The organism is Devosia sp. GW821-FHT12F11, assembly GCF_058806655.1.
In genome coordinates this window covers 113675-138698 of record NZ_JBXAPX010000009.1, presented here as the reverse complement: position 1 = coordinate 138698, position 25024 = coordinate 113675, and the positions used below count along the sequence as shown (strand labels likewise).

The window sequence follows — 25024 nt, the reverse complement described above, 5'->3', positions numbered from 1 at the left end:
TCAAAGCCCGGCCCTACTGGTTGACGAACACCTTGTCGAGCAGGCCGCCTTCGGCGAAATGGTCGGCCTTTATCTTGTCCCAGCCGCCGAACACGTCCTCGACGGTCACGAGGCGCACCTCGGGGAACTGCGCCTTGTACTTTTCGACGGCCGCTGCCTCGTGCACACGGTGGAACAGCGCGGCGGCGATATCCTGCCCCTCGGGCGAATAGAGGTAGTTGAGGTAAGCGGTGGCGATCTCGCGGGTGCCGCGCCTGTCGACCACCTTGTCGACGACGGCGACCGGGAACTCGGCGAGCAGGCTGACCGACGGGATTGCCGCGTCATACTGGTCGTCGCCCAGTTGCTTGATGGTGCCGAGCACTTCAGCCTCAAAGGTGATCAGCACGTCGCCGATCTTGTTCTCGACGAAAGTGGTGGTTGCTGCGCGGCCGCCGGTCTCGAACACCGGAACGTTCGAGAACACCTTCTTGAGGTATTCCTCGATCTTGGCCTCGTCGCCGGCAAACGCCTCGGTCGCCCAGGCGCGGGCGGCGAGATAGGTGTAGCGGCCATTGCCCGAGGTCTTGGGGTTGGGGAAGATGATCTTGACGTCATCGCGGGCAAGGTCTGCCCAGTCCTTGATGCCCTTGGGGTTTCCCTCACGCACGAGGAAGGCCGGCAGCGAGTAGAACGGCGAGGCGTTGTTCTCGAACTTGGTCTTCCAGTCGGCGGCGACGAACTCGCCCTTGGCGAGGGTGTCGACGTCGATCACCTGGTTGAAGGTCACCACGTCGGCCTCAAGACCCTCGAGGATCAGGCCGGCCTGCTTGGACGAGCCCGCATGCGACTGGTTCACCTTCACGTCGGCGCCGGCCGAGGCCTTGTAGGACGGGACGAACTTGGCGTTCACCGCGTCGAACAACTCGCGCGAGATATCGTAGGAGACGTTGAGGATTTCGGTGGTCTGCGCCAGCACCGGCGCGGTGCCCAGCAGGATGGCGGCAACGGCCGCGGTGAAAAGCTTGTTCATTATGCCCCAGCGGAAAAATCGGAATGAACCGAGGATTCGGTGAGGCGAGAAACACGAAACCGATGGCTCGCGTCAAAGCCTAGTGCATTGATCCGGAGGACTTATTCCCCGCGGCCGAGGCGAATAGCATCGCGTTGCGTGGGACGGACCGGCAGCGCAACGTCATTTCGGAGGGATTGGCCGGTCGTCAGCGACCAATGGCGCGGAACTGCTTCGGCTCGATGCCGAGAGTCCGCAGGTCACGGGCGCTGGGAGCACGATGCTCGTGCGTCGCGGCCGCGGCGGCATTTGCAGCGCCGAACATCTCGAACAGGTCGCGGAACAGGCTCGGTTTGCGGGTCATCGGGAGGTCCTTTCGTTCCTCCTCAGATGGGGAGTCTCGCCTGCCTACAGCAGTGGGCGTGGAGGCAGGCAAGCCATGCGCGTGTTGCAGGCGTCAGTCGTTGTCGGCAGCAACCGCCGCGAGCACCTCGCCCTTGCCGCGGGCCCTCAGGATCAGCGGCACGATCAGCGCCAAGGCCGCAAGCGCCAGCAGCGTCGCCGAGATCGGCGAGGTGAACAGCACCAGCACGTCGCCCTGCGAAATGGCGAGGGCTCGCCGCAACTGCTGCTCGGCCATCGGACCGAGAATCAGACCCACCACCACCGGCGCAATCGGGAAGTGGAACAGCCTGAGGCCATAACCGAGCAGGCCAAAGGCCAGCAGCATGCCGAGCTCGAACACCGAGGGGTTGGCGCCGATGGTGCCGAGCGTCGCGAACAGCAGGATGCCGGCATAGAGCCAGGGTTTCGGGATGGTGAGCAGCTTCACCCACAGCCCGATCAGCGGCAGATTGAGGACGATCAACATCAGGTTGGCGATCAACAGGCTGGCAATCAGGCCCCAGACCAGTTGCGGGTTCGAGGTGAACAGCAGAGGGCCGGGCTGCAGGCCGTATTGCTGGAAACCAGCCAGCATGATGGCTGCGGTGGCCGAGGTCGGCAGCCCCAGCGTCAGCAGCGGCACCAGCGTGCCGGCGGCGGACGCATTGTTGGCAGCCTCCGGGCCGGCCACGCCTTCGATGGCGCCGTGCCCGAACTCCTCGGGGTGCTTGGAAAGCTTCTTTTCCGCCGCATAGGAAAAGAACGTGCCGATCTCGGCGCCGCCGGCTGGCATGGCGCCGATCGGAAAGCCAATGACAGTGCCGCGCAGCCACGGCTTCCAAGACCGGGCCCAGTCCTTGGCGCTCATCCACAGCGAGCCGCGCACCGGCTCCACCGTTTCGGGAGCGCGCTTTCCCTGTGCGGCGACGAACAGCGTCTCGCCGATGGCGAACATGGCGACCGCCAGCGTCGTGACTTCCACGCCGTCGAGCAGGTCGGGGATGCCGAAGCTCAGCCGCGCCTGCCCGGTCTGCAGGTCAATGCCGATAATGCCGAGCGTCAGGCCGATGAACAGCGAGGTCAGTCCGCGCAAGGCGGAATCGCCGAACGCCGCCGAGACGGTGACGAAGGCCAGCACCATCAGCGCGAAATACTCGCGCGGCCCGAAGGCCAGCGCAAACTTCACCACCCCCGGGGCGAGGAAGGCCAGCGCGATGGTGGCGATCAGGCCGGCAACGAACGAGCCGATGGCGGCGGTGGCGAGGGCCGGCCCGCCCCTGCCCGCCTTGGCCATCTTGTTACCCTCGAGCGCCGTGACGATCGAGGCGCTTTCACCCGGGGTATTGAGCAGGATCGAGGTGGTCGAGCCGCCATACATACCGCCGTAGTAGATTCCGGCGAACATGATCAGCGAGCCCGCCGGATCGAGCTTGTAAGTGACCGGTAGCAGCAGCGCCACGGTGGTCGCCGGTCCGATCCCCGGCAGCACGCCGACGGCGGTGCCGAGCGTCACACCAACCAGCGCGTAGAGCAGATTGATCGGCTGCACGGCGACCGCGAGGCCCTGCCAGAGCAGCATGAAGGTATCCATCAGGCGAAGCTCCTGAAGAAGCCGAGAATGCCGGTAACTACCAGCGTGACGAACTGCACCAGCGTTTCCATCAGACCGGTCAGCGCCAGCTCAAGCGGGCCGGTCGGCAGGGTGAGCGACAGCGCGCGGGCGAAGATGAGCCACACCAGGCCCGACAGCAGGATGCCGACAGGAACGCTGAACCAAAGCCGCCGGGCTCCGAAGGCGCGGGCGGTCATGGCGAACAGAATGCCGGTGGCGATCGAGAAGCCGGCGTATTTGATCAGCGCCATCTGCGCGACCAGCCCGCCGACGATCCATAGCACGGGCGGCAAGTCCTGCTGCTCGCGCTCGGGGAAATCGTGCCGATAGGCGGCGATAACCGTCCACACTGCGAGGCCGCCGAGGCACGTCGCGATCACATACGGAATGGTCTGGGGTCCGATCCGGGCATAGGCGCCACCGGCACCCAGCCGCGAGGCGTCCCACGCAATCAACAGCGCGAGAGCCATGAGACCCGCAGCGATGACCAGCGCCGCCCAGTCAGGGCGGCGCTGCTTGTTTGCCTGAGCCATGGGCTCGATCATTGCACGAGACCGACGTCCTTGAGAATTGCCTCGGTGGCGGCGATCTCGGTGGCCAACTGGGTCTTGAACGCGTCGCTGGCAAGGTAGGTATTGGTCCAGCCCTTGGTCTCGAGGATCTTCGTCCACGATGCCGAGTTCACCATCTTCTCGATGTCGGCGCCGATCGCGGCGGTCTGTTCGGCGCTGAGGCCCGGACCGGCCCACACGCCGCGCCAGTTCTGCACCACCAGGTCGACGCCGCCTTCCTTGAAGGTCGGCCCGTTGATGATCGCCACCTTCTCCGGCGACGAAACGCCGATGACGCGCAGCGCACCGGCTTCCACCTGCGACTGGAATTCGCCATAGCCGGAAATGCCCACCGTCACCTGGCTGCCGAGCACGGCGGCGAGCGCTTCACCGCCGCCAGAGAAGGCGACGTAGTTGACCAGCTTGGGATCGACCCCGACGGCCTTGGCGAAGAGGCCCGCGGTGATGTGGTCGGTGCCGCCGGCCGAGCCGCCGGCCCATGATACCGAGCCGGGATCGGCCTTCAGCTTGGCGACGAGACCGGCGAGGTCCTGGATGTCGGAAGCCGCCGGTACGACGATCACTTCGTATTCGCCGGTGAGGCGAGCAATCGGCGTCACTGCGTCGAGGGTCACCGGGGCCTTGTTGGTGAGGATGGCGCCGACCATCACATAGCCACCGACGATCAGCTTTGACGGGTTACCATTGGCCTCCTGCACGAACTGCGCAAGGCCGATGGTGCCACCGGCGCCCGGCACATTGGTAACCTGCACGTTGCCGGAAATGCCCTCGGCGGTCAGCGCCTCCTGCATCGAGCGGGCGGTCTGGTCCCAGCCGCCGCCGGGCGCGGCCGGCGCCATGATCGAATAGTCGGCGGCAAAGGCCGCAGTCGGCAGCGCCAAGGCGCCAGCCAGCAAGGCAGTCGCGACGAGATGCTTCATTGCTTGTCCTCCAATGCGGCCGGCACGCTGCCGACCGTCGTTATTTCAATCCTGGGGAATGCCCCGCGATGAAACAGCACGAGCTGCCGCACGGTTGCGGCAACGCTGATCAAAACTGCGGGGTCCTCCCAGACTCCTCGGCCGGACGCTGTTGCGCCTCGGCCAGGCTCGACCAGACCACAGCAAGCTGTCGTGAAGCTGACGCGCCCTGCACCTTGAGGGCGGAAGGCGGAGGCGATGTGGGTGCGCCCTACCTACTGGATGCTGAGCGCGTCGTTCCAGCGCCGGATCAGCCGGGCCCGCTTCACCTGGTCGAGATAGACCATCAGCCCGGGGCTGACCGGCACCGGCCGGAGCTGATTGCCCAACGCCTGCTGCATGGCGTTGGCGGTGTTGTCACCGGTAACGCTGGGGTTGAGCGCCGCGATCTGCAGCTGTTGCGCCATGATCGTCTGCCCTTCGGCCGACATGAAGAAGGCGAGATAGCGGCGGCCCAGGTCCGGGTTGGCCGCGGCCTTCGGCACCAGCCCGATGCGCGAGGTGACGATGGTGTAGTCGGCCGGCAGGACAATGCCGAGATCGGGGTTCCGCGCCGCCGCCTCGGCTGCATAGGAGCCGAGGATATTGTAGCCGAAGACGAACCGGCCATCGGCGACGCGATCGACGATCGCCGAGGTGGTCGAGTAGAGCTTTACCCCCGCCGCGCCCATGGCGCCGACCAGCGTCCAGAGGTCCGAATACTGCTCCTGGTCACGCGAAAAGAACATGAAGCCGACGCCGGAGCGCTCGATGTCGTAGGTGCCGATGCGGCCATGGATCGCATCGGCATTGGCCTCGAGATACTGGATCAGTTCGGCCCGCGTCGTAGGCGGCTTCGACCCGGCAAAGCTCGGCTTGTGGTAGATGAACACCGCGGGCTCGTAAGTCAGCGCATAGGCGGTGTTGCGCCAATTGGCCCAACGCGGCCAGCTCGCCGACAGCGGCACGCTGCTCTCCTGCGCGTAACCATCGTTGGCCAGCTTCACCTGCAGGTCCATCGACGAGGAGAAGGCAAAATCGGCGGTAGGACCGCCGGCATCGGATTCGGCGACGACGCGGTCGTAGATATCGACGGTCTGAAGGTCTTCGTAGGCCACGGCAATGTCGGGGTTGGCCGCCTGGAATGCTGCGATCATCGGACGCGCCAGCGGCTCGTCGAGCGACGAGTACACCGTCACCGTTCGCGCATCGGCCGCTCCGCCGAGCGCCGGAAACACCTTCATCCCCTGGGCCAGGGCTGGAGAGGTAACGAGCAGCAGGAGAATGGCGACCAGACGCAGCATGGCGCGACCATGCCCGCTCCCCTGCCCGCTCCACAAGGGCTATGGGCAACACGCCACGCTCAAACTACCGTGGGCGCGGGGAGCGAGTAATGCGTATCTTGGTGGTGGAAGACAACCGGACCTTGGCCGACGGCCTCGCCGCGGTGCTGCGCGTCGCCGGCTATGCCGTCGATGTGGTGCATGACGGGGTCTCTGCCGATGCGGTGCTGACCACCGAAACCTTCGATCTCGTGGTGCTCGACCTGAGCCTGCCCGAAATGGACGGGCTCGACGTGCTCCGTCGCATGCGAGGCCGCCGAAACCCCTCCTCGGTGCTGGTGCTCACCGCCCGCGGCGCGCTCGACGAACGGGTGCGCGGCCTCGATCTTGGCGCCGACGACTACATGACCAAGCCGTTCGAAGTGTCGGAACTGGAGGCCCGCATCCGCGTGCTGCTGCGCCGGCAGGCCGGGCTGCACAACTCCAGCATCGCCTACGGCAGCATCGAGCTCGATACCGTATCGCGCACCCTGTCGGCCTTCGGGCAGACGCTCGATATCCCGGCGCGCGAGCTGAGCGTGCTCGAAACACTGCTGCGCAAGGCCGGCAAGGTGGTGGCCAAGCAATCGATCATCGAGTCGCTGGCCGCCTTCGACGACGACCTCAGCGAGAACGCGGTCGAGCAGTACATCTCACGACTCCGCCGGCGGCTGGCGCCATATGCCCTCACGGTGCGCGTCGCGCGTGGGCTCGGCTACTATCTCGACCGGATCGTCGATTGATGGCGCGGCCCTATTCGCTGCGCCGACGCCTGCTGCTGTGGCTGATGGTGGCGCTGCTGGCCGTGGCGGCGCTGGCCGTGGTCGATACCTGGCGCGAAGCCCGGGACACCGCCACCTCGCTGTCGGACCGCGTGCTCGCCGGCTCGGTGCTGGCGATCGCCGAGCGGGTGATCGTTACCGAGGACGGGGCGCTCGAGGTCGACGTGCCCTATGTGGCGTTGGAAATGCTGACCTCGGCGGCGCAGGACCGGGTATTTTACCGAGTCGATGGCCCGGAGGGCTTCATCACCGGCTACCAGACGCTACCGACTTCTGAGAACGCGACGGCCGACATCGCCTATTCCGATGCCAGCTTCCGGGGTGAGCCGATCCGGGTCGCGGTGCTGCGACGGGCGGCATCATCAGGCGTCAGCGCCATCCCCTTCACCGTGACGGTGGCCGAAACCACGATTGCGCGCACCCAGCTGACCCAGACCCTGCTGGTGCGCTCCGCCATCCGCCTCGCCCTGTTGATTCTCGCAGCGGCGGTGATCCTGTGGCTGGCTGTCGGGTTCTCGCTCGCCCCGCTCTACCGGCTGCGCGACGCCATCTCCCGGCGAGCGCTCGACGATCTCAGCCCGATCGAGCAGGAGGTGCCGCGCGAGGTGCAGGGGCTGGTCGATACCATCAACTCGTTCATGACGCGGCTGTCGGCGGCGCTCGAGGCGCTGCGGCACTTCACCGGCAATGCCAGCCACCAGCTCCGCACACCGCTGACCATCATCCGCACACAACTGGCGCTGGCGCTTCGCGCCGAGACGCCCGCCGCGGCGCGCGAAGCTGCGCGGACCGCCGACGCCGCGGTGGTGCATGCCGAGCGCGTCCTGGCGCAGCTCCTGTTGCTCGCCCGCATTGACGAGGCCGCCTCCGACCGCCTGCAGTTCCCGATCGTCGATCTGCACGAACTTGCACGGGAACGCACGGGCGACTACGTCGTCCGCGCTCATGCCGCCGAAATCGACCTCGGCTTTGACGGCAACGGCCCTGCCCTGGTCCGCGGCGACCCGATGCTGCTGGGCGAATTGCTCAGCAACCTGATCGAGAACGCCATCGCCTATGCCGGCCCGGGTGCCGAGGCGACGGTGCGTGTCGTCGCCGCGGAAGACTTGCTACTCGAGGTTGCCGATACCGGCAAAGGCGTTGCGCCCGAACAGCTTGCCGCCGTCCGCAAGCGCTTCAGCCGTGGCGATAGCGACAAGCCCGGCGCCGGGCTCGGCCTGCCGATCGTCGAAGAAATCGCTACGCTGCTCGGAGGCGAGCTCACCGTGGCCGCACCGCCCGGCGGCGGCTTCAGAGTCCAACTCCATCTGCCAGCCGCGAGCCAAGATCGGTAGCTGTTGCCGATCGTGCATATTCGTGCAATATCGTGCATGAACATGCATGGAGTCGCACATGCTCACCGATGAACGCCACGATGTGATCCGCGCCCTGCTGCTGAGCGATGGGCGCGTCGTCGCCACTGAACTTGCTGCACGGTTCGGCGTGTCGGAGGACACGGTCCGGCGCGACCTGCGCGAACTCGCCAAGGCCGGCTACTGCCGGCGCGTCCATGGCGGCGCTCTCGCCCCGGCACCGGTGGCGCTGCCGATCTCGGCCCGGGTGGAGAAAGATGCCGATGCCAAGACCCGGCTGGCGGCTGAAGCCGTGAAGCTGCTGCAGCCGCGGCACACCGTGTTCATCGACGCCGGCAGCACCAACTACGCCATCGCCCGCGCCATTCCCCGCAGCATGGAGCTGACGGTCGTCACCAACGCACCTGCCATCGCCGCGGCGCTCGCTGACCACGAGCACGTCACCATCATCATGCTCGGCGGCATCTACAACGGCGAACTGGGCAGCGTCAGCGGCAACACCACGGTCGAGGCAATCGAGGCCATCTACGCCGATCTGGTGTTCCTCGGGACTTGCGCCATCGACCTGACGTTCGGGGTCTCCGCCCTCGATGCCGTCGAGGCCGAAGTGAAGCGTGCCATGGTGATGCAGAGCCGCGCCCTGGTGGTCGCCGCGACCGCCGACAAGCTTGGCCTCGCTGCGCCGTTCCGGATCGCGAGGCCCGAGGCGCTGACCCACCTGGTGGTCGAAGGCGACGCCGATCCCGGCCTGCTCGAGGACTTCGCGACGCAAGGCACCACCGTCCACCACGCCACCTGATTTCAAGCCGCACTGGATCTCCGCCGTGACCGCCACCACGATCGCCACTCACCGCCTCCCATCTGCTCGCCGCGAGCAGATCGCCACCCGGGTGATCTTCCTCGTTGTCGGCATCGTCATGGCTGGCTTCGCCCCACTGGTGCCGCTGGCCAAACTCCGCCTCGGGCTCGACGAAGGCGCGCTCGGGCTCTTGCTGCTGTGCCTGGGGCTGGGCTCGATTCTCGCCATGCCGATCACCGGCATCCTGACTGCCAAGTGGGGCTGCCGCGCCGTGATCGCCGTCGCCTCGATCATCATGATCGGGGCTTTCCCGTTCCTCGCTATCGCCGACAGCTGGCTCAGCATGGCGGTCGCCATCGCCGTGTTCGGCGCCTCGCTGGGCACCGTCGACGTGGCGATGAACATCCAGGCGGTGAGGGTCGAGCGCGACAGCGGCCGACCGATGATGTCCGGCTTCCACGGCCTGTTCAGCCTCGGCGGCATCGCCGGGGCCGGTGGCATGAGCGCCTTGCTGGCGCTGGGCGGCCTGTCGCCGCTGGTGGCGGCTATCGCCGTCAGCGTCGTGTCGCTGCTGCTGGTTGGCTTGTCGCTGGGCGGGCTGCTGCCCTATGGCGACAATGGGCAGGAGAAGTCGCCGCTGTTCGTTCTGCCCAAGGGCGGCGTGCTGCTGCTCGGCATCCTGTGCCTCTTGACCTTCCTCGCTGAGGGATCGGTGCTCGACTGGAGCGCGGTGTTCCTGACCTCGGTCCGCGGCGCCGATATCGGTCTCGCCGGGCTCGGCTATGCCGCGTTCGCGGTAGCGATGACCGGCGGACGGCTCGCCGGCGATCGTATCCGGATGGCGCTGGGCGAGCGGCGCGTCATCGTGCTTGGCGGCTTGATCGGCGCCATCGGCTTTGCCGTGGTGCTGCTGGTTCCCTCAGCCCATGCCGGCCTCGTCGGCTACTTCCTCGTCGGCGTCGGCGCCTCCAACCTCGTGCCGGTGCTGTTCTCGGCTGCCGGTCGCACCAGGGACATGTCGCCCGGCCTCGCGATCACCGCAGTCAGTACGCTGGGCTATCTCGGTCTGCTCGCCGGTCCCGCACTGATCGGGTTCGTAGCGCACCTTGCCACTCTGCCCTTCGCCTTCGTACTGCTCTCTGCCGCCATGCTGATGGTGGCGGCAAGCTACAAGGTCGCGAAATAGCGACGGCCGCGGACCGGCAGACCGTCCGCGGTCACCGGTCCGAGTGCTGGGAGCCCTTCTTGCCAACAGCTCTCACGAGGACAAAAGCCCCCAAATCGGCGGGCTCGTAACGCAATATTCACCGCTCGATTGCAGAACATAACTGGAACACGTATAACACGTTCAGTCTTTGTTCCGATTCTGCTCACGGAGCCGCCCATGCTGACGCGCAAGCAACACGAACTGCTGATGTTCATCCACGAGCGGATGAAGGAGTCCGGTATCCCGCCCTCGTTTGATGAGATGAAGGACGCGCTCGACCTGAGGAGCAAGTCCGGTATCCATCGGCTGATCACTGCGCTCGAAGAGCGCGGCTTCATCCGGCGCCTGCCCAACCGGGCCCGGGCGCTCGAAGTGATCAAGCTGCCGGATTCGATGAACCCGTCACTCGGCGGCCGCAAGGCTCGCTTCGAGCCCTCGGTCATCGAAGGCAACCTCGGCAAGGTGGCAACACCTCCGGCGCGCCCATCGGCGCCCGTGGTCAACGCCGACTCCTACCGGGCCGTGACCATCCCGGTGATGGGCCGCATCGCAGCGGGCACGCCGATCGAAGCGATCCAGACCCACAGCCATACCATCATGGTGCCACCCGAAATGCTCGGGCCAGGCGAGCACTATGCACTCGAAGTGCGCGGTGACTCGATGATCGACGCCGGCATCTTCGATGGCGATACCGTGCTGATCAAGAAGCAGGACGCGGCTTCGACCGGCGAGATCGTCGTCGCCCTTGTCGATGACGAGGAAGCGACCCTGAAGCGGCTCCGCCGTCGCGGCAATTCCGTTGCGCTCGAAGCGGCCAACCCGGCCTACGAGACCCGTATCTTCCCGCCCGACCGGGTCAAGGTGCAGGGCCGGCTGGTCGGCCTGCTGCGCAAGTACTGATTTACTGACCCCTCCGCCAACTGGGTCCTTGGGTCGGCAGCTTGCCGGCCCTTTTTCTTTGAAGCTGCGCTGCTTTCTTATGAAACCGCGGTCCTTTCTTGGGAAAACAGATTGGCCGGCCGATTATTGCACTAGGGTCGGCCCGGCAAAGACGGTACGGTCCGCGCCGCCACAGGAGGCCTCAGGTGTCTTCAGGCAGCGCCGCCATGCAAATGGCCGTCGCGATCGTACCAGGAGAGTGGACAACCTTCCCGATCGCGCTTTAGCGGCATGGCGGTGCGCAGCAAACATGCAGCGCCAGGGAGAAGGTTTTGGCAGCAGAGGTCGAATGGGTTGCCGTTGATTGGGGCACTTCCAATCTGCGCGCATGGGGCATCGACGCCGGCGGCGAGATCGCCTTCGCGCGCTCGTCGCCGGATGGCATGGGTCGCCTCAGCCGCGAACAGTACCCCGATGTGCTGACCTCGCTGCTCAGCGGTGTCGCCGAGGACATCGAAGACGTGCTGATCTGCGGCATGGCCGGTGCCCGGCAAGGCTGGATCGAGGCCCCCTATCTCGACGCCCCGGCCGAGCTCGGCCGCCTTGCACAGGGCGCGGTGGCGCCCGACATGCCCGGCCCGCTAACCCCCCGCATTCTTCCCGGCGTCTGCCTGCGTGATGTCGGCGCCGAAGACGTGATGCGCGGCGAGGAAACCCAGTTGCTGGGCCTGTCGTCGTTGCTCCCGGGGTTCTCCGGCCTGGCGGTGATGCCCGGCACCCACAGCAAATGGGCGCTGCTCTGCGGCACCAGGCTGGAGCGCTTCTCGAGCGCCATGACCGGCGAGATCTTCGAACTGCTGCGCACCCACTCGGTGCTGCGTCACTCGCTGGGTGGCGAACTCGAGGGCGAAGACCGGGAGCGCGGCTTCGAAGCCGGCCTCGATCAGGGGTTGGAACGTCCCGAGCGGCTGACTGCCACGCTGTTCAAGGTTCGCGCCGGTTCGCTCCTCTCAGGACGCAGTGCACCGTGGTGCGCCGGTTTCCTCTCGGGGTTGCTCATCGGCGCCGAGATCGGCGGCCAGCGCGACTGGATCGGCGAAGCCGAGATCCCATTGGTCGGCAGCGTCGGCCTTTGCGGGCTCTACCAGATGGCTTTCGCCCGGCTGGGCGCCAGCACCCGCATCATCGATGCAACCGACGCCACCCTCGCCGGCCTCAAGGCTGCAAGACAGGCATAGACCATGACCCACCGCCACATCATCGCGATCCTTCGCGGCATCACCCCTCCCGAAACCCTCGAAGTCTGCGACGCCCTGGTGCTCGCCGGCATCACCATGATCGAGGTGCCGCTGAACTCGCCGGAGGCGCTGCGCTCCATCGAGGACGCCGCAAAAGTGTTCGAGGGCCGCGCGCTGATCGGCGCCGGCACCGTGCTGAGCCGCGCCGATGTCGACGCCGTTGCTGATGCCGGCGGCCAGTTCGTCGTCTCGCCAGACACCAATCCGGCCGTGATCGGCGCCACGATCGAGCGCGGCATGACCTCGTATCCGGGCGTGTTCTCGCCCACCGACGCTTTCACTGCCATCCGCTCTGGCGCCACGGGCCTCAAGTTCTTCCCGGCCGAAGTGCTGGGCCCCAAGGGCATCAAGGCGATGAAGGCCGTACTGCCATCAGACATTCCGCTCTACGCCGTCGGGGGCGCCAATCCCGATAATTTCACCGAGTACTTCGCCGCCGGCTGCGCCGGCTTCGGTCTCGGCACCTACATTTTCAAACCCGGCATGTCCGCCGCGGATGTGGCATTGCGCGCCACCGCGGCCGTCGCTGCCTATGACCAGGGAAAACCGCGATGAACACCAAGGCCGAGCTCTTTGTCGACAGCCGCTGCGAGCTGGGCGAAGGCCCGTTCTGGCACCCGCTGCTCGAACGCCTGTTCTGGTTCGATATCCTCAACCAGACCATGCTGAGTGCCGGGACCGATGGCCACATCGTCGACCGCATCACGTTCAAGGACACGGTCAGCGCCGGTGCGGTGATCGACAAACAGAGCCTTGCCATCGCCCAGTCGGGCGCCCTGCTCCGCTACGACTTCGCTACCGATACGACCTCGGTCATCGCCGAGATCGAAGGCGACGTTCCGACCAACCGCACCAATGACAGCCGCGTCGACCGCGCCGGCGGCTTCTGGATCGGCACCATGGGCCGCAAGGCCGAAGCCGGTGTCGGCGGCGTCTACCAGTATCGTGCCGGGCAGACCACCAAGGTGATCGAGAGCATCCGCATCCCGAACTCGATCTGCTTTTCGCCCGACGGCCGGACCGCTTACTTCACCGACTCCGGCAAGATGATCGTCAAATGCGCCACCGACCCGGCGACCGGCCTGCCGATCGGGCCGTGGGAGGACTTCTTCACCATGGAGAGCCCCGGCGGCGCCGATGGTTCAGTGGTCGATTCCGAGGGGTATCTGTGGAATGCGCGCTGGGGTGGCGGCAAGGTCATCCGCATCTCGCCCCACGGTAAGCTCGACAAGGTTGTCGAGGTCCCCGGCGTCAGCCAGGTGAGTTGTCCGGCCTTTGGCGGCAATGACCTCAAGACCCTCTACATCACCACCGCGCGCGAGCACATGACGCCCGAGCAGCTTGAACGCGAGCCGCACGCCGGCAGCGTCTTCGCCGTGGCGCTCGACGTGCCCGGCATCGCCGAACCCTTCCTCAAGCTCTGAGTCTCACGTGTCGTTTCCTGCTGTCGGCGTCTGCTACTACCCCGAACACTGGCCCGTCGAATGGTGGGAGGATGACGCGCGCCGCATGGCGGAGATCGGCATCCAGTATGTCCGCATCGGCGAGTTCGCCTGGTCGAAACTCGAGCCCCGGCCGAACGAGATGGACTTCGGCTGGCTGGTGACGGCGATGGATGTGCTCGGCAAGCATGGGCTGAAGGTCATCGTGGGCACGCCGACGGCCACGCCGCCGCGCTGGCTGCTCGACAAGATGCCCGACATGCTGGCGGTCGACCGCGATGGCCGGCCGCGCGGCTTTGGTTCGCGGCGACACTACGACTTCTCGCATCTGGGCTATCGGCGTGAGTGCGCCCGCATTACCCGGCTGCTGATCGACCACGTCGGCCAGCACAAGGCGCTCGCCGGCTGGCAGACCGACAACGAGTATGGCTGCCACGACACCGTGCACTCCTACTCGAAAGCCGCCGCGTTCGGTTTCCGGCTCTGGCTGAAGGACAAGTACAAGTCCATCGATGCGCTGAACGCCGCCTGGGGCAACGTGTTCTGGTCGATGGACTACAACAACTTCGAGCAGATCGACCCGCCGAACCTGACGGTGACCGAGGCTGCGCCGGCAGCCTGTCTCGATTTCCGTCGCTACTCCTCCGCACAAGTCGCAGCGTTCAACAAGACGCAGTACGACCTGATGAAGGCCGCACGTCCTGATCTACCCGTGATCCATAATTTCATGGGCCGCTTCACCGAGTTCGACCACTACGAAGTGGCCGAAACCCTCGATGTGGCGAGCTGGGACTCCTACCCGATCGGCCACCTCGCGGTTTCCAATGAATCCGACGAGGTGAAAGCCGCCTATTTCCGCCAGGGCGAGCCGGACGCGCAGGGCCTGCAGCACGACATCTACCGCGCCGTCGGCCATGGCCGTTGGTGGATCATGGAGCAGCAACCCGGTCCGGTGAACTGGGCCGAGTACAACCCCGATCCCCTGCCCGGCATGGCCCGCCTCTGGGCGTGGGAAGCGTTCGCGCACGGCGCCGAGGTGGTGTCTTACTTCCGCTGGCGGCAGGCGCCGTTTGCACAGGAGCAGATGCATGCCGGCCTGCTGCGCCCCGATAGCCAGCCGGCCCCTGCCTACCACGAGGCCAAGCAAGTTGCAGAGGAACTCAAGCGGCTCGGCATCGATGGGGTGGCCAACAAGGGCCGCGTCGCCATCGTCTATGACTACCAGAGCGAATGGGCATGGCGGATCCAGCCACAGGCCAAGGGGTTCTCGCACCACCAGCATGTCCGCAACGTCTATGTGCCGCTGCGCAAGCGGGGCGTCGACGTCGATATCCTGTCTCCTTCGACCACCGATTTCTCTGGTTATGACCTGGTGGTGATTCCGGCGCTGTTCGCCTGGAACGACGAGCTTCGCACCGCCATCGAGAACTTTGGCGGCCACCTGCTGATCGGTCCGCGCACCGGCTCGAAGACCGAAAACTTCTCTATCCCTACCGGTCTTGGTCCGGATCTGCCGCAGAATCTGCTCGATGCCAAAGTGGCGCGCGTCGACAGCACCGATCCCCGGCGCACTGTTTCGGTCAAGGGTGGCGGCGCTGTCGGCCACTGGCGTGAGCGGCTGGACACCGGGGCTGAGATCGTCATCGAGGACGAAGAGGATTTCCCGGTGCTGGTGGCGCAGGGAAAGCTCAATTACCTGGCAGCCAGCGGCGATCGCGCCCTGATGCAGCGGATCGTCGATCACCTGCTCGCCGAAGCCGATGTCCCGACGCTCAACCTCCCCGCGGGCGTGCGCTGCCGCACCAGAGGTAAATGGCGCGTTTACTTTAACTACGGCGATACTGTGGCAAACCTGACTGCGGCGCCCGATGAGAACGGCTACGTGCTAGGCGGCACCCAGATCGAAGCCGCCGGGGTCACGGTAGCGTTGCTCGCCACGGCCGGCTGAGTTGCGGAATAGCGGGGCGGACTTCGAAACCGCCCCGCGCCGCATCCCAGCGCAACCACTGCACGCCACCTCGGGCCAGCGCAGCTGCGTCGATCACCGTATCGGCCGCGCAGGTGGCAGGGACGGTCCGGCGGGCGATCAGCAGATCGGCCATGCCGCAATCCTCGTAGAAGCCCGCAGGGTCTCGCACGATCGCTACGGTGAAGCCCCGGCTGCTGGCGCCAAAGCAGCCGATACTGTCGCAAGTGAGCAACGAGCGAGGCTCAATGGCCTCGCCGTAGGTCTCGCGCCACACGTCGACGGCGAAACTGTCGGCCTTGCCGGCCACAAGCTGCAGGCCCGCGTCGCCCCGTAGAGCCACCGCCTGCGTGGTGTCGGCGATCAGGACGTCAGGCGGACGGTCGACGGCGAACAACAGAACCGCCGGCACCAGCAACACAGGCGCTATCAGCCGGTGCCAGCTCGAGAGGAACGTGAACCAGGCGAGCGCCGCGAGCCCGAGCAGCAGGGCGACGGGCGCCAGCAATGGACTGGCATCGAGGCCCGAACTCCAACTGGCGACGAGCCCGCCAAGCTCGAGCATCCGGTCGATCGACCACCCCATCACTGCGAGGAACGGCGCCTCCCAGCCGAACGGCATGGCAAGGGTTGCCAGCACCGCGAAGGGCATCATCACGAAGCCGACCAGCGGCAGCGTGAACAGGTTGCCCAGCACGCCGAGCGGCGAGGTCTGCTGGAAGTGGTAGACGGAGAACAGCAGCGTCGCCGCACCGGCGATCAGGCTGGTCAGCACGATACCCCACAGATACTCGCCGGTACGCACCAACAGGGATTTCTCTCGTCCCTCTGGCGGCCGCATCAGCTCCCACGCGCCGATCAGCGCCACAACGGCCGCGAACGACAGCTGGAAGCTCGGCCGGAACACGCTGGCCGGGTCGGTGGCGATGACGATCAGCGCCGCAATCGCAACATTGCGCATGGTGAGCGCGCGTCGGCCGAACACGATGGCGCCGAGCACCAGCACCAGCATGATCGTCGAGCGCAGGGCCGCGACATTGCCGCCCGAGATGGCGAAATAGGCAAGCGCTGCGAGCACGGCGCCCGCCGCAGCGACGCGCTTGACCGAAACGAAGCGGTGGATGCCGCTCACCAGTGCCAGTCCGCCCCGCAGCGTCACCAGCACCAGTCCAGCGACGATCGTCAGGTGCAACCCGGAAACCGACAGCACATGCGCCAGCCCGGCCGCGGCCATGGTCTCGCGCGCCTCGTCGGACACGGCGCTCTGGTCGCCGGTGATCAAGGCCCGCGCGATGCCGGCGGTCGGCTGTTTGAGGTCGGCGTCGATACGTGCCGCGATGCCACGGCGGATGCCGTCGATCACCCGTTCCGGCGCCGAGTTGCTGCCGGTCGATACCCGCTCGACCGCGCCGGTGGCGTTGCCATAGGCGCCCACCCCATCGAAGAAGGCGTGGAACTGGCTATCGAAGCCGTTCGGAACCACCGGACCGGGCACGGCGTAGAACCGCACCGGCGCCCGAACGATGTCGCCCGGGGCCAACGATGGCCCCTCGGCGATGACGATCCGAGCGCGCCGCATCGGCACGCTCCGCGATGTCCCGGTCGGGGTGATCGACGAAACGATAGCCCGTGTCCCGCTCTCGAGCTCCGACACAATCTCGTCGACGCGCATCTCGTAGGTGCCGTAGGCCGGCCGGGCCAGCATCGTCGTGCCGAACAACGCGGCATGGATGGAGAGCAGCGAGACGCCGACCCAGAACGCACCGGTCAGGGTCAGGGTGCGGAAGACAAATGCGTGGCCACGCGAGAGAAGCAGCCCGATCACGATCGCTGCAGCGATGAGCCCAAGCACCCAGGGCTCGGGCTCGGTCGGCGCCACCAGCGAAACCATGAGGCCGGTGATGATTGCAAATGGCCAGAGCAGGAACAGTCGGCGGTGCTCGAGCGCCGTCGCAACGCTGGTGCGGAAGGCTTGCCAGGGCGTCAGGCGAGGCCGCAGGCTGGCGGGCAAAGACGACGGTAACGCCGGTTCGGCATATGCCGGAACCAGCCGCTCGGCCACCGCCTTTCCGACAGTCACGGTCATTCGCCGAGCCCCCGCTCCGCCCGATCGCGGCAGCGATGCTAGCTGCACGGTGCCGCCATGCCAACTGCCGCGCTTGCGCTTCGGCCCCGGGGTGCTTACACACCGCCAAACGCCAATTCTCCGGGATGTTTCACCGACCCATGGCTACCCCAGTCGTCACTCGCTTCGCTCCCTCGCCCACCGGCTATCTCCATATCGGTGGGGCCCGCACTGCCCTGTTCAACTGGGCCTTTGCCCGCCACACCGGCGGCAAGATGCTGCTGCGCATCGAGGATACCGATCGCGAACGTTCGACCGAAGGCGCCGTCAAGGCGATCTTCGAGGGGCTGAGATGGTTGGGGCTGGATTGGGACGGCGAGCCGTTCATGCAGTTCTCCCGTGCGACCCGGCATGCCGAAGTGGCCAACGAGCTGCTGGCCCGCGGCCAGGCCTATTATTGCTACTGCTCGCCCGAAGAACTGGCCGAGATGCGTGAGACCGCCCGCGCCAACGGCCTGCCGCCGCGTTACAATGGCTACTGGCGCGATCGCGATCCGTCCGAGGCGCCGGTTGGCGTCGCGCCAGTCATCCGCATCAAGGCCCCGCAGTCCGGCGAGATCCGGGTGCAGGACCACGTGCAGGGCGAGGTCGTGTTCAAGGCCGAGAACCTCGATGACTTCATCATCCTGCGTTCGGACGGCACGCCGACCTACATGCTGGCCGTGGTGGTCGATGATCATGACATGGGCGTCACCCACATCATTCGCGGCGACGACCACCTGACCAACGCCGCGCGCCAGATCGTCATCTACAACGGCATGGGCTGGTCCGTGCCGGAGATGTCGCACATCCCGCTGATCCATGGTCCGGATGGCGCCAAGCTCTCCAAGCGGCACGGCGCCCTGGGCGTCGAAGCCTACCGGCAGATGGGCTACCTGCCCGAGGCGCTACGCAACTACCTCGCTCGCCTGGGCTGGAGCCACGGCGACGAAGAGCTGTTTTCGACCGCACAGATGGTCGAGTGGTTCACCCTCGAGGCGCTCAACAAGGGCGCGGCGCGTTTCGACTTCGTCAAGCTCGAGAACATCAACGGCCACTACATCCGCCAGGCGACTCCTCAGCGGCTCTATGAGGTGATGCTGGAGACGGCGACCGAGCTGAACCGGGTGTTCGACATGGATGGCCTCGCCGCCAACAAGGACACAGTACTGGCCGCCCTGCCCGAGTTGCAGCCCCGCGCCAAGACGGTGCTCGAGCTGATCGATCTGGCGCAGTTCATCTATGCCGTCCGCCCGCTCAGCATCGATGCCTCGGCGGCCGACCAGCTGACGCCCGACGCCCGCGCCAATGTCGGGGCCTTCGCCGATATCCTGAAGGGGCTCAACGACTGGTCTGTGGAAGCCATCGATGCGGCCGCCCGCACCTTCGCCGAGGCGCGCGGATTGAAGCTCGGCAAGGTTGCGCAGCCGCTGCGCGCAGCGCTGACCGGACGCACGGTCTCGCCCGGCATTTTCGAGGTCATGGTGCTGATTGGACGCGACGAAACGCTGGCCCGGCTCGGTGATCAGGCCGGCTGATACATATTGGGAAAAGTGATTAGGTCAGCGTTGTTCACCCACCTGTTGCAGTGCTGGGGTATATGAGTTACGCCAGCCGAACCTGCCTCTCTGGAGCGTGATCAGGAAAAGTTCTGAGACTTTCTGGTTCGATCTCGCGACCAACTTGGACGACCATACGGCCTTGCCCGCTCCCACCTTCCGCGGGCCATTGAAGGCCATCAAGGAGTGCGAAGATGAGCGATACCGTCGCCAAACTCACCATCGGGGACCAGACTTTCGAGTTCCCGGTGCTTTCGGGCTCGGTTGGGCCGGATGTCATCGATATCCGCTCACTCTACGCCAAGACCGGCATGTTCACTTATGACCCGGGCTTCACCTCTACCGCTGCGACCGACAGCGCCATCACCTATATCGACGGCGACAAGGGCGAGCTGATGTATCGGGGCTACCCAATCGAGCAGTTGGCCGAGAAGTCGAACTATCTCGAGGTCTGCTACCTGCTGCTCTACGGCGAGCTGCCCAACAAGGCGCAGATGGCCGATTTCGAACAGCGCGTCACGCGCCACACCATGGTGCACGAGCAGATGCACTACTTCTATCGCGGCTTCCGTCGCGATGCGCACCCGATGGCCATCGTCTGCGGCGTGGTCGGCGCCATGGCCGCCTTCTACCACGACTCGATCGATATCAATGATCCCGAGCAGCGCGAGATCGCCTCGATCCGCATGATCGCCAAGATCCCCACGATCGTCGCCATGGCCTACAAGTACTCGGTCGGCCAGCCCTTCGTGTACCCGCGCAACGACCTCGACTACGCTTCGAACTTCCTGCGCATGTGCTTCTCGGTGCCGGCCGAAGATTACGTGGTGAACCCGGTCGTGGCCCGCGCCATGGACCTGATCTTCACCCTCCATGCCGACCACGAGCAGAACGCCTCGACCTCGACCGTGCGGCTCGCCGGCTCGTCCGACGCCAACCCGTTCGCCTGTATCGCGGCGGGCGTTGCCTGCCTCTGGGGCCCCGCACATGGCGGCGCCAACGAGGCGGCGCTCAATATGCTCAAGCAGATCGGCACCGTGGATCGCATCCCGGAGTTCATCGCCAAGGCCAAGGACAAGAACTCGGGCTTCCGCCTGATGGGCTTCGGTCACCGCGTCTACAAGAACTACGATCCGCGCGCCAAGGTGATGCAGCAGGCCGCCAACGAGGTGCTGGCCCAGCTCGGCGCCGACAACCTGTCGCCGACCCTGCAGGTGGCCAAGGAGCTCGAGAAGATCGCGCTCTCCGACCAGTACTTCATCGACCGCAAGCTCTACCCGAACGTCGATTTCTATTCGGGCATCATCCTCGATGCGATCGGCTTCCCGACCTCGATGTTCACCGCCATCTTCGCGCTCAGCCGCACCGTCGGCTGGATCGCGCAGTGGAAGGAAATGATCGCCGACCCGCAGAAGAAGATCGGCCGCCCGCGCCAGCTCTACAACGGCGCACCGGTTCGCGACTACGAGCCGATCAGCGGCCGCTGATCAGTGTAGGCCAGCACCCGCTCGGCGGGATCGACAAGGGGCGCCTCGGGCGCCCCTTTCTGCATCAGGGCGCGAAGCTCCTGGAAGGCAGCGACCTGCGTGGCGATCGCGTCCGGATCATCCAGCAGCGTGCTAAGCGGCGCCAGCGAGCGCTCGGCCTTGGGATCGACGAACTGCAGTTCCGGCACCACCTCGCGCCCGAGGACGATGTTGGGCAGCGCGATCTGCAGGGGGTGGCCAATCCTCGCGGCGCGCTTGGCCTGCTGCGGATCGGCGACATAGGTAACGACCATCGGCACGCCCGACATGGCGAGTTCAAAGGTGACGGTGCCGCTGACCGCCAGGGCGGCATAGGCGACGGCAAAGGCGGCAGCGCGATCCTCGCCGGCAACCACCTCGACCGGGACCGGCCATGTCGCCACTTCGGCCCTGAGGCGGTCGGCCAGCGACGACAGGGTCGGCATGATGAAGCCGGTGACGCGCGGATGCGCCTGCAGCAGCGTCGCCGCTTCGCGCATCAGCGGCAGGTGCCGGCGCAACTCGCCCTCGCGGCTTCCGGGCAGCAGCAGCAGCGGACCAAGCTCCGGCTGCACCGGTCGCATCGGGAACCGCATGAGCGCAGGATGCCCGACATAGCTGGTCGGCGGTCCGCCCAGTTCCGCCATCACCTTCGGTTCGAACGGCAGCACCGCCAGCACCTCGTCGAACAGCGGCTTGAGTTCGGCGGCGCGTTCCGGTCGCCAGGCCCAGACGCTGGGGGCGACGTAGAGCAGCATCGGCACGCGCACCCCGGCGCGGCGTACACGTTTCGCAACGGCCTGCACGAAGACCTGCGAGTCGATCAGCACAACCACGTCAGGACGCTGCCTGATGATGGCATTCGCCGTCTGCCGAACCCGCCACAGCAGCAGCGGCAGCCGCCGCAGCACATCGCTCCAGCCCATCACGGAGAGGTTCTCCATGGGGAACAGGCTCGCCAGCCCCTCTGCCCTGAGCTCGGGCCCACCCACGCCGCTGAGCGTGAACTGCGTTCGCCGGCGCAGCCGTTGGACCAGGTCGGCGCCGATGCGATCGCCCGAGGCTTCTCCGGCGAGAACAAACAGGCGCAGCGGCTCAGCCATCGATGCTGAGGCCGATGACCGCGATGCCGTGCCGATCGGCTGCGGCTGCGAGGCCCGGACGGTCAAGCACCAGCGACCTGCCCGCTTCGACGGCAACCACGCTGATCCCGGCCGTGGCAGCGTTCGTGATGGTGTCGGGGCCGATCGCTGGTAGATCGACATAGAGCGGCTGCTGCGGCTTGGCGGCCTTGGCGAGGACCAGCGGCCCGGCTCCATTGCCAATGCGGCCGGCGGCGCGGTGCACCGCCACCCGCGCCAGCAGTTCATCGGTGCCACCGACATCCTCCGCAGCAACGACGCGCCGGCCCGCGACCACCACGGCTTGTCCGAGGTCGAGGCGGCCGACCTCCCGCGCCGCGATCAGCCCCTGGTGCGCTGCAGCCAGCTCGGCGTTCGTTGGCAGGCGCCCGGCAATCTGGCCTGCGCCGGCCAGAATATCCGCCGCCACCTCATGCACGCCGATCACCTTTGCGCCTGAGAACTTTTCGATCGATGCAGTGACCGAAGACAACGCGGCGTCGCCTTGAGCCGCGCCAGGTGCACCGCCGGCGAAACCAGCCAACGCTTCGCGATCGCTGTCCGAAATCATCACCGCACCGGCGAGCACGACGTGTGTCGCCTTGAAAGCGACGATCGCCGCGATGGCGGCAGCTGGGCGGGCAAGCTCGCCCGCGACGAGCGGAACGCCCGGGCGCTCCGGCTGCGGCGCAAAGCCGACCACCTGCACGGCATCGCCCGCCGCAAGCGCGGCCTCCACCACGCGGGAGACAAGGGCTCCCGATCCGGCAAGGACGGAGAGCCGGCGAGGCATCACTCCTCGCCCGGCACGTTGATCGCCAGGTTCCCCGGCAGCGTCAGCGGTCGCTCGGCGGCGGCGACGAACTTCACCACGTCCTGCACCAGTTCCTCATCCGGGAACATGGCGGAGGCATCGTCGACCCGTTCGCGTAGCGTGCCCTCGCTGGCGAAGATCATCCGATAGGCTGTGCGCAGCCGGTGGATGGCCTCGCGATCAAAGCCGCGACGCTTGAGGCCGACGATGTTGATGCCGGATAGCGCGGCCGGGTTGCCCAGCACCGTGCCATAGGGGATCACGTCCTTCTCGACCTTGGTCATGCCGCCGATAAAGGCGTGCGCACCGATATGGACGAACTGGGCCGAGCCCGAGTGGCCGCTCATGATGACGTAATCGTCGATCACGCAGTGCCCGGCGATGCCGGTGTTGTTGGACAACACGATGTGGTCACCCAGGATACAGTCGTGCCCGATATGCACACCGATCATCAGCAGGCAGTGGTTGCCGATAACCGTCTTCATCCCGCCGCCGGCCGTGCCCGGGTTGATGGTAACGTGCTCGCGGATGACGCAGTCGTTGCCGATCGACAGCGTCGATGGCTCGCCCGCGTATTTGAGATCCTGTGGGCGGTGTCCGATCGACGCGAACGGAAACACCACCGTGCGGGCGCCCACGCTGGTGCGGCCGGTGACCACGGCATGCGAGATCAGCTCGACGCCGTCCCCCAGCGTCACCTCGCTACCGACCACACAGAACGGCCCGACCTTGACGCCGGTGCCGATCCTGGCACCGGGCTCAACGATCGCAGAGGGGTGGATGGTCATTGCTCGCTGGGGCTCACCATGGCGCCGACCTCGGCCTCGGCAATGACGACACCGTCGACGATCGCCTTGGCCTCGAACCAGCCCATGGTCATCCGCCGGCGCAGCTTCCTGATATGGTACTCGATCTGATCGCCCGGCTTTGCGGGCTTGCGGAACTTGCACTTGTCGATCGTCAGCAGATAGACGATGTGCTTCTCCCCGCCGGCAGTACCAGCGGCGATCGCCATCGCCCCCGCCGTCTGGGCCATCCCCTCGATGATCAGCACGCCCGGGAACACCGGCGCGTCCGGAAAGTGCCCCTGGAAGATTGGCTCGTTGAACGTGACGTTCTTGATGCCGATACCGGAGTTGTCGCCGTCGATCTCGATGATTCGGTCGATCAGCAGGAACGGATAGCGATGGGGCAGAACCTGAAGGATCCGACCGATGTCCATCGAGGAGAGTTCTCTCGTCTCACTCGCTGGCGCCTCGTTGGTAACCGTCACTCTCGTCCCCTTTTGTTCAGTCGCCGTAACATGGCTATCTCGCGCTGCCAGGCCTTGAGGTCCTGCGCCGGATAGCCTCCGACTCTCGCGCCCGCCGGCACGTCTTTCGTCACCAGGCATCGGGCCGACAATATGCTGCCATTGCCGATCCGCAAGTGTCCCGCCGTTCCGGCACCGCCGCCCACCAGCACGTTATCGCCGATGATCGTGCCGCCGCCGATACCGCAGGTACCAGCGATGAGGCAATACCGTCCGATGCGCGAGTTGTGGCCAATCTGCACAAGGTTGTCGACCTTGGTGCCCTCGCCGATCACCGTGTCGCCCAGGGCGCCGCGATCTACTGTCGAATTGGCGCCGATCTCGACCCCGTCCTGTACGATCACCCGCCCCAACTGCGGGATCTTGCGGTTGGAGCGCCCCTGCCCCAGCCAGCCGAATCCCTCGCTGCCGATCCGCACGCCTGCGTGCAGCACGACGTTGTTGCCCAGATATGCACACTCGATCGAGACATTCGAGGCGATCACCGCATTCCGGCCGATCGTCACGCCCCGGCCGATGACTGTATTGGGCCCGATGATCGTGTTGCGGCCGATCTCGACGCCGGGAGCGATCACCACATTGGCGCCGATCCGCACCCCCTCCTCGACGAATGGAGCTGGTCCGCCGGCCTCGAACAGTCCTGCTGCGACACCGCGGGTGCCGAGCGGATAGAGCCGTTCCAACAGGTCGACGAACAGCTCATGCGGTCGCTCGTCGACAATGGGCACGGCCCCAGCGGGCACATCGGCAAGGAACCTCGGGTGGACGATCACAGCGCCGGCGCCGGTCTCGGTGAGGGCTGCGCGGTACTCCGCCTGCGCGGCGAGGGCCAGATGGCCGGGTCCCGCCAGGGACAGCTCTTCGGCCCCGCTGATCACCAGTTCGGCTGCTCGCCGCTCGTCGACATCGACCTTCCGGCCCAGCGTCGACAGCACGACACCAAGCGAAATCGGTCCCGACGAGGAATGGAAGCGCGTATCGACCATGGCTGTCATTACACAACAAAGAGGCCGCGGGGCAACCGCGCCGCGGCCTCGAGAACCAGGAGGAAGGCCGGCGATCGCG

The 25024-nt window shown here is 66.2% G+C and carries 23 protein-coding genes; 11 read left to right on the top strand and 12 right to left on the bottom strand.

What is annotated here, in order from left to right:
• Positions 1-13 precede the first annotated feature (13 nt).
• The 6 genes from cysP to AC1ROK_RS23920 form a co-directional block, all read right to left on the bottom strand.
• Positions 14-1012, bottom strand: coding sequence for a thiosulfate ABC transporter substrate-binding protein CysP (gene cysP, locus AC1ROK_RS23945; RefSeq protein ID WP_492851621.1), 999 nt, complete (start codon positions 1010-1012; stop codon positions 14-16).
• Positions 1013-1199: 187 nt separating this feature from the next.
• Positions 1200-1355 (bottom strand): hypothetical protein, encoded by a 156-nt coding sequence (locus AC1ROK_RS23940; protein WP_492851619.1) that lies wholly within the window; start codon positions 1353-1355, stop codon positions 1200-1202.
• A 93-nt stretch (positions 1356-1448) separates the two neighbouring features.
• A complete protein-coding gene (locus AC1ROK_RS23935) occupies positions 1449-2966 on the bottom strand; it encodes a tripartite tricarboxylate transporter permease (RefSeq protein ID WP_492851617.1) in 1518 nt (505 codons plus the stop codon).
• Entirely contained in the window at positions 2966-3520 is a 555-nt protein-coding gene (locus AC1ROK_RS23930) for a tripartite tricarboxylate transporter TctB family protein (RefSeq protein ID WP_492851615.1), read from the bottom strand. Before AC1ROK_RS23930 ends, AC1ROK_RS23935 begins: the two co-directional genes overlap by 1 nt.
• 8 nt (positions 3521-3528) lie before the next feature.
• Positions 3529-4479 (bottom strand): Bug family tripartite tricarboxylate transporter substrate binding protein, encoded by a 951-nt coding sequence (locus AC1ROK_RS23925; RefSeq protein ID WP_492851613.1) that lies wholly within the window; start codon positions 4477-4479, stop codon positions 3529-3531.
• A 254-nt stretch (positions 4480-4733) separates the two neighbouring features.
• A complete protein-coding gene (locus tag AC1ROK_RS23920) occupies positions 4734-5801 on the bottom strand; it encodes an ABC transporter substrate-binding protein (protein WP_492851611.1) in 1068 nt (355 codons plus the stop codon).
• Between the two features lie 89 nt (positions 5802-5890).
• Between AC1ROK_RS23920 and AC1ROK_RS23915 the strand changes: the two genes are divergently transcribed.
• The 9 genes from AC1ROK_RS23915 (at position 5891) to AC1ROK_RS23875 (ending at position 15526) form a co-directional block, all read left to right on the top strand.
• On the top strand, positions 5891-6562 hold the full coding sequence (locus tag AC1ROK_RS23915; RefSeq protein ID WP_492851609.1) for a response regulator: 672 nt from the start codon (positions 5891-5893) through the stop codon (positions 6560-6562).
• A complete protein-coding gene (locus AC1ROK_RS23910; protein ID WP_492851607.1) occupies positions 6562-7935 on the top strand; it encodes a sensor histidine kinase in 1374 nt (457 codons plus the stop codon). The genes AC1ROK_RS23915 and AC1ROK_RS23910 overlap by 1 nt, the downstream gene beginning before the upstream one ends.
• Positions 7936-7993: 58 nt before the next feature.
• Positions 7994-8752 (top strand): DeoR/GlpR family DNA-binding transcription regulator, encoded by a 759-nt coding sequence (locus AC1ROK_RS23905; RefSeq protein WP_492851605.1) that lies wholly within the window; start codon positions 7994-7996, stop codon positions 8750-8752.
• A gap of 25 nt (positions 8753-8777) precedes the next feature.
• Complete coding sequence (locus AC1ROK_RS23900) at positions 8778-9938, top strand: MFS transporter (RefSeq protein WP_492851603.1); 1161 nt, start codon at positions 8778-8780, stop codon at positions 9936-9938.
• Positions 9939-10136: 198 nt separating this feature from the next.
• On the top strand, positions 10137-10859 hold the full coding sequence (gene lexA / locus AC1ROK_RS23895; protein ID WP_492851601.1) for a transcriptional repressor LexA: 723 nt from the start codon (positions 10137-10139) through the stop codon (positions 10857-10859).
• Positions 10860-11170: 311 nt separating this feature from the next.
• Positions 11171-12076 (top strand): 2-dehydro-3-deoxygalactonokinase, encoded by a 906-nt coding sequence (locus tag AC1ROK_RS23890; RefSeq protein ID WP_492851599.1) that lies wholly within the window; start codon positions 11171-11173, stop codon positions 12074-12076.
• Positions 12077-12079: 3 nt separating this feature from the next.
• Positions 12080-12691, top strand: a complete 612-nt coding sequence (locus AC1ROK_RS23885) for a 2-dehydro-3-deoxy-6-phosphogalactonate aldolase (RefSeq protein ID WP_492851597.1) — start codon at positions 12080-12082, stop codon at positions 12689-12691.
• Positions 12688-13560: an SMP-30/gluconolactonase/LRE family protein gene (locus AC1ROK_RS23880; protein ID WP_492851595.1), complete on the top strand. Its 873-nt coding sequence runs from the start codon at positions 12688-12690 to the stop codon at positions 13558-13560. The genes AC1ROK_RS23885 and AC1ROK_RS23880 overlap by 4 nt, the downstream gene beginning before the upstream one ends.
• A 7-nt stretch (positions 13561-13567) precedes the next feature.
• Complete coding sequence (locus AC1ROK_RS23875) at positions 13568-15526, top strand: beta-galactosidase (protein ID WP_492851593.1); 1959 nt, start codon at positions 13568-13570, stop codon at positions 15524-15526.
• Here the strand turns inward: AC1ROK_RS23875 and AC1ROK_RS23870 are convergent.
• The gene (locus tag AC1ROK_RS23870) at positions 15495-17630 is read right to left on the bottom strand and encodes a ComEC/Rec2 family competence protein (protein ID WP_492851591.1); all 2136 of its coding nucleotides are present in this window, start codon (positions 17628-17630) and stop codon (positions 15495-15497) included. The two genes, AC1ROK_RS23875 and AC1ROK_RS23870, sit on opposite strands and share 32 nt — an antisense overlap.
• 140 nt (positions 17631-17770) lie before the next feature.
• On the opposite strand from AC1ROK_RS23870, the gene gltX reads away from it, so the two are divergent.
• Together gltX and AC1ROK_RS23860 are read left to right on the top strand one after the other, a co-directional pair.
• Positions 17771-19186, top strand: a complete 1416-nt coding sequence (gltX, locus tag AC1ROK_RS23865; protein WP_492851589.1) for a glutamate--tRNA ligase — start codon at positions 17771-17773, stop codon at positions 19184-19186.
• Between the two features lie 215 nt (positions 19187-19401).
• The gene (locus tag AC1ROK_RS23860; RefSeq protein WP_492851587.1) at positions 19402-20694 is read left to right on the top strand and encodes a citrate synthase; all 1293 of its coding nucleotides are present in this window, start codon (positions 19402-19404) and stop codon (positions 20692-20694) included.
• Here AC1ROK_RS23860 and AC1ROK_RS23855 read toward each other — a convergent pair.
• Genes AC1ROK_RS23855 through lpxD form a run of 5 tightly spaced genes read right to left on the bottom strand, consistent with a single transcriptional unit; the run spans position 20670 to position 24945 of the window.
• Positions 20670-21815, bottom strand: coding sequence for a lipid-A-disaccharide synthase (locus AC1ROK_RS23855; RefSeq protein WP_492851585.1), 1146 nt, complete (start codon positions 21813-21815; stop codon positions 20670-20672). The two genes, AC1ROK_RS23860 and AC1ROK_RS23855, sit on opposite strands and share 25 nt — an antisense overlap.
• Complete coding sequence (gene lpxI, locus AC1ROK_RS23850) at positions 21808-22626, bottom strand: UDP-2,3-diacylglucosamine diphosphatase LpxI domain-containing protein (RefSeq protein WP_492851583.1); 819 nt, start codon at positions 22624-22626, stop codon at positions 21808-21810. The genes AC1ROK_RS23855 and lpxI overlap by 8 nt, the downstream gene beginning before the upstream one ends.
• Positions 22626-23435, bottom strand: a complete 810-nt coding sequence (gene lpxA / locus AC1ROK_RS23845; RefSeq protein ID WP_492851581.1) for an acyl-ACP--UDP-N-acetylglucosamine O-acyltransferase — start codon at positions 23433-23435, stop codon at positions 22626-22628. The genes lpxI and lpxA overlap by 1 nt, the downstream gene beginning before the upstream one ends.
• Positions 23432-23869 carry a 3-hydroxyacyl-ACP dehydratase FabZ gene (gene fabZ / locus AC1ROK_RS23840; RefSeq protein ID WP_492851994.1) on the bottom strand — a complete coding sequence of 146 codons (438 nt, stop codon included), beginning with the start codon at positions 23867-23869 and terminating at the stop codon, positions 23432-23434. Before fabZ ends, lpxA begins: the two co-directional genes overlap by 4 nt.
• Before the next feature lie 47 nt (positions 23870-23916).
• On the bottom strand, positions 23917-24945 hold the full coding sequence (gene lpxD, locus AC1ROK_RS23835; RefSeq protein ID WP_492851579.1) for a UDP-3-O-(3-hydroxymyristoyl)glucosamine N-acyltransferase: 1029 nt from the start codon (positions 24943-24945) through the stop codon (positions 23917-23919).
• Positions 24946-25024: the final 79 nt, after the last annotated feature.

What these genes read in the sequence shown, in the direction of transcription:
- cysP (WP_492851621.1), bottom strand. Translation starts at nt 1,012, where the DNA reads ATGAACAAGCTTTTCACCGCGGCCGTTGCCGCCATCCTGCTGGGCACC.
- AC1ROK_RS23940 (WP_492851619.1), bottom strand. Translation starts at nt 1,355, where the DNA reads ATGACCCGCAAACCGAGCCTGTTCCGCGACCTGTTCGAGATGTTCGGC.
- AC1ROK_RS23935 (WP_492851617.1), bottom strand. Translation starts at nt 2,966, where the DNA reads ATGGATACCTTCATGCTGCTCTGGCAGGGCCTCGCGGTCGCCGTGCAG.
- AC1ROK_RS23930 (WP_492851615.1), bottom strand. Translation starts at nt 3,520, where the DNA reads ATGGCTCAGGCAAACAAGCAGCGCCGCCCTGACTGGGCGGCGCTGGTC.
- AC1ROK_RS23925 (WP_492851613.1), bottom strand. Translation starts at nt 4,479, where the DNA reads ATGAAGCATCTCGTCGCGACTGCCTTGCTGGCTGGCGCCTTGGCGCTG.
- AC1ROK_RS23920 (WP_492851611.1), bottom strand. Translation starts at nt 5,801, where the DNA reads ATGCTGCGTCTGGTCGCCATTCTCCTGCTGCTCGTTACCTCTCCAGCC.
- AC1ROK_RS23915 (WP_492851609.1), top strand. Translation starts at nt 5,891, where the DNA reads ATGCGTATCTTGGTGGTGGAAGACAACCGGACCTTGGCCGACGGCCTC.
- AC1ROK_RS23910 (WP_492851607.1), top strand. Translation starts at nt 6,562, where the DNA reads ATGGCGCGGCCCTATTCGCTGCGCCGACGCCTGCTGCTGTGGCTGATG.
- AC1ROK_RS23905 (WP_492851605.1), top strand. Translation starts at nt 7,994, where the DNA reads ATGCTCACCGATGAACGCCACGATGTGATCCGCGCCCTGCTGCTGAGC.
- lexA (WP_492851601.1), top strand. Translation starts at nt 10,137, where the DNA reads ATGCTGACGCGCAAGCAACACGAACTGCTGATGTTCATCCACGAGCGG.
- AC1ROK_RS23885 (WP_492851597.1), top strand. Translation starts at nt 12,080, where the DNA reads ATGACCCACCGCCACATCATCGCGATCCTTCGCGGCATCACCCCTCCC.
- AC1ROK_RS23880 (WP_492851595.1), top strand. Translation starts at nt 12,688, where the DNA reads ATGAACACCAAGGCCGAGCTCTTTGTCGACAGCCGCTGCGAGCTGGGC.
- AC1ROK_RS23870 (WP_492851591.1), bottom strand. Translation starts at nt 17,630, where the DNA reads ATGACCGTGACTGTCGGAAAGGCGGTGGCCGAGCGGCTGGTTCCGGCA.
- gltX (WP_492851589.1), top strand. Translation starts at nt 17,771, where the DNA reads ATGGCTACCCCAGTCGTCACTCGCTTCGCTCCCTCGCCCACCGGCTAT.
- AC1ROK_RS23860 (WP_492851587.1), top strand. Translation starts at nt 19,402, where the DNA reads ATGAGCGATACCGTCGCCAAACTCACCATCGGGGACCAGACTTTCGAG.
- AC1ROK_RS23855 (WP_492851585.1), bottom strand. Translation starts at nt 21,815, where the DNA reads ATGGCTGAGCCGCTGCGCCTGTTTGTTCTCGCCGGAGAAGCCTCGGGC.
- lpxI (WP_492851583.1), bottom strand. Translation starts at nt 22,626, where the DNA reads ATGCCTCGCCGGCTCTCCGTCCTTGCCGGATCGGGAGCCCTTGTCTCC.
- lpxA (WP_492851581.1), bottom strand. Translation starts at nt 23,435, where the DNA reads ATGACCATCCACCCCTCTGCGATCGTTGAGCCCGGTGCCAGGATCGGC.
- fabZ (WP_492851994.1), bottom strand. Translation starts at nt 23,869, where the DNA reads ATGGACATCGGTCGGATCCTTCAGGTTCTGCCCCATCGCTATCCGTTC.
- lpxD (WP_492851579.1), bottom strand. Translation starts at nt 24,945, where the DNA reads ATGGTCGATACGCGCTTCCATTCCTCGTCGGGACCGATTTCGCTTGGT.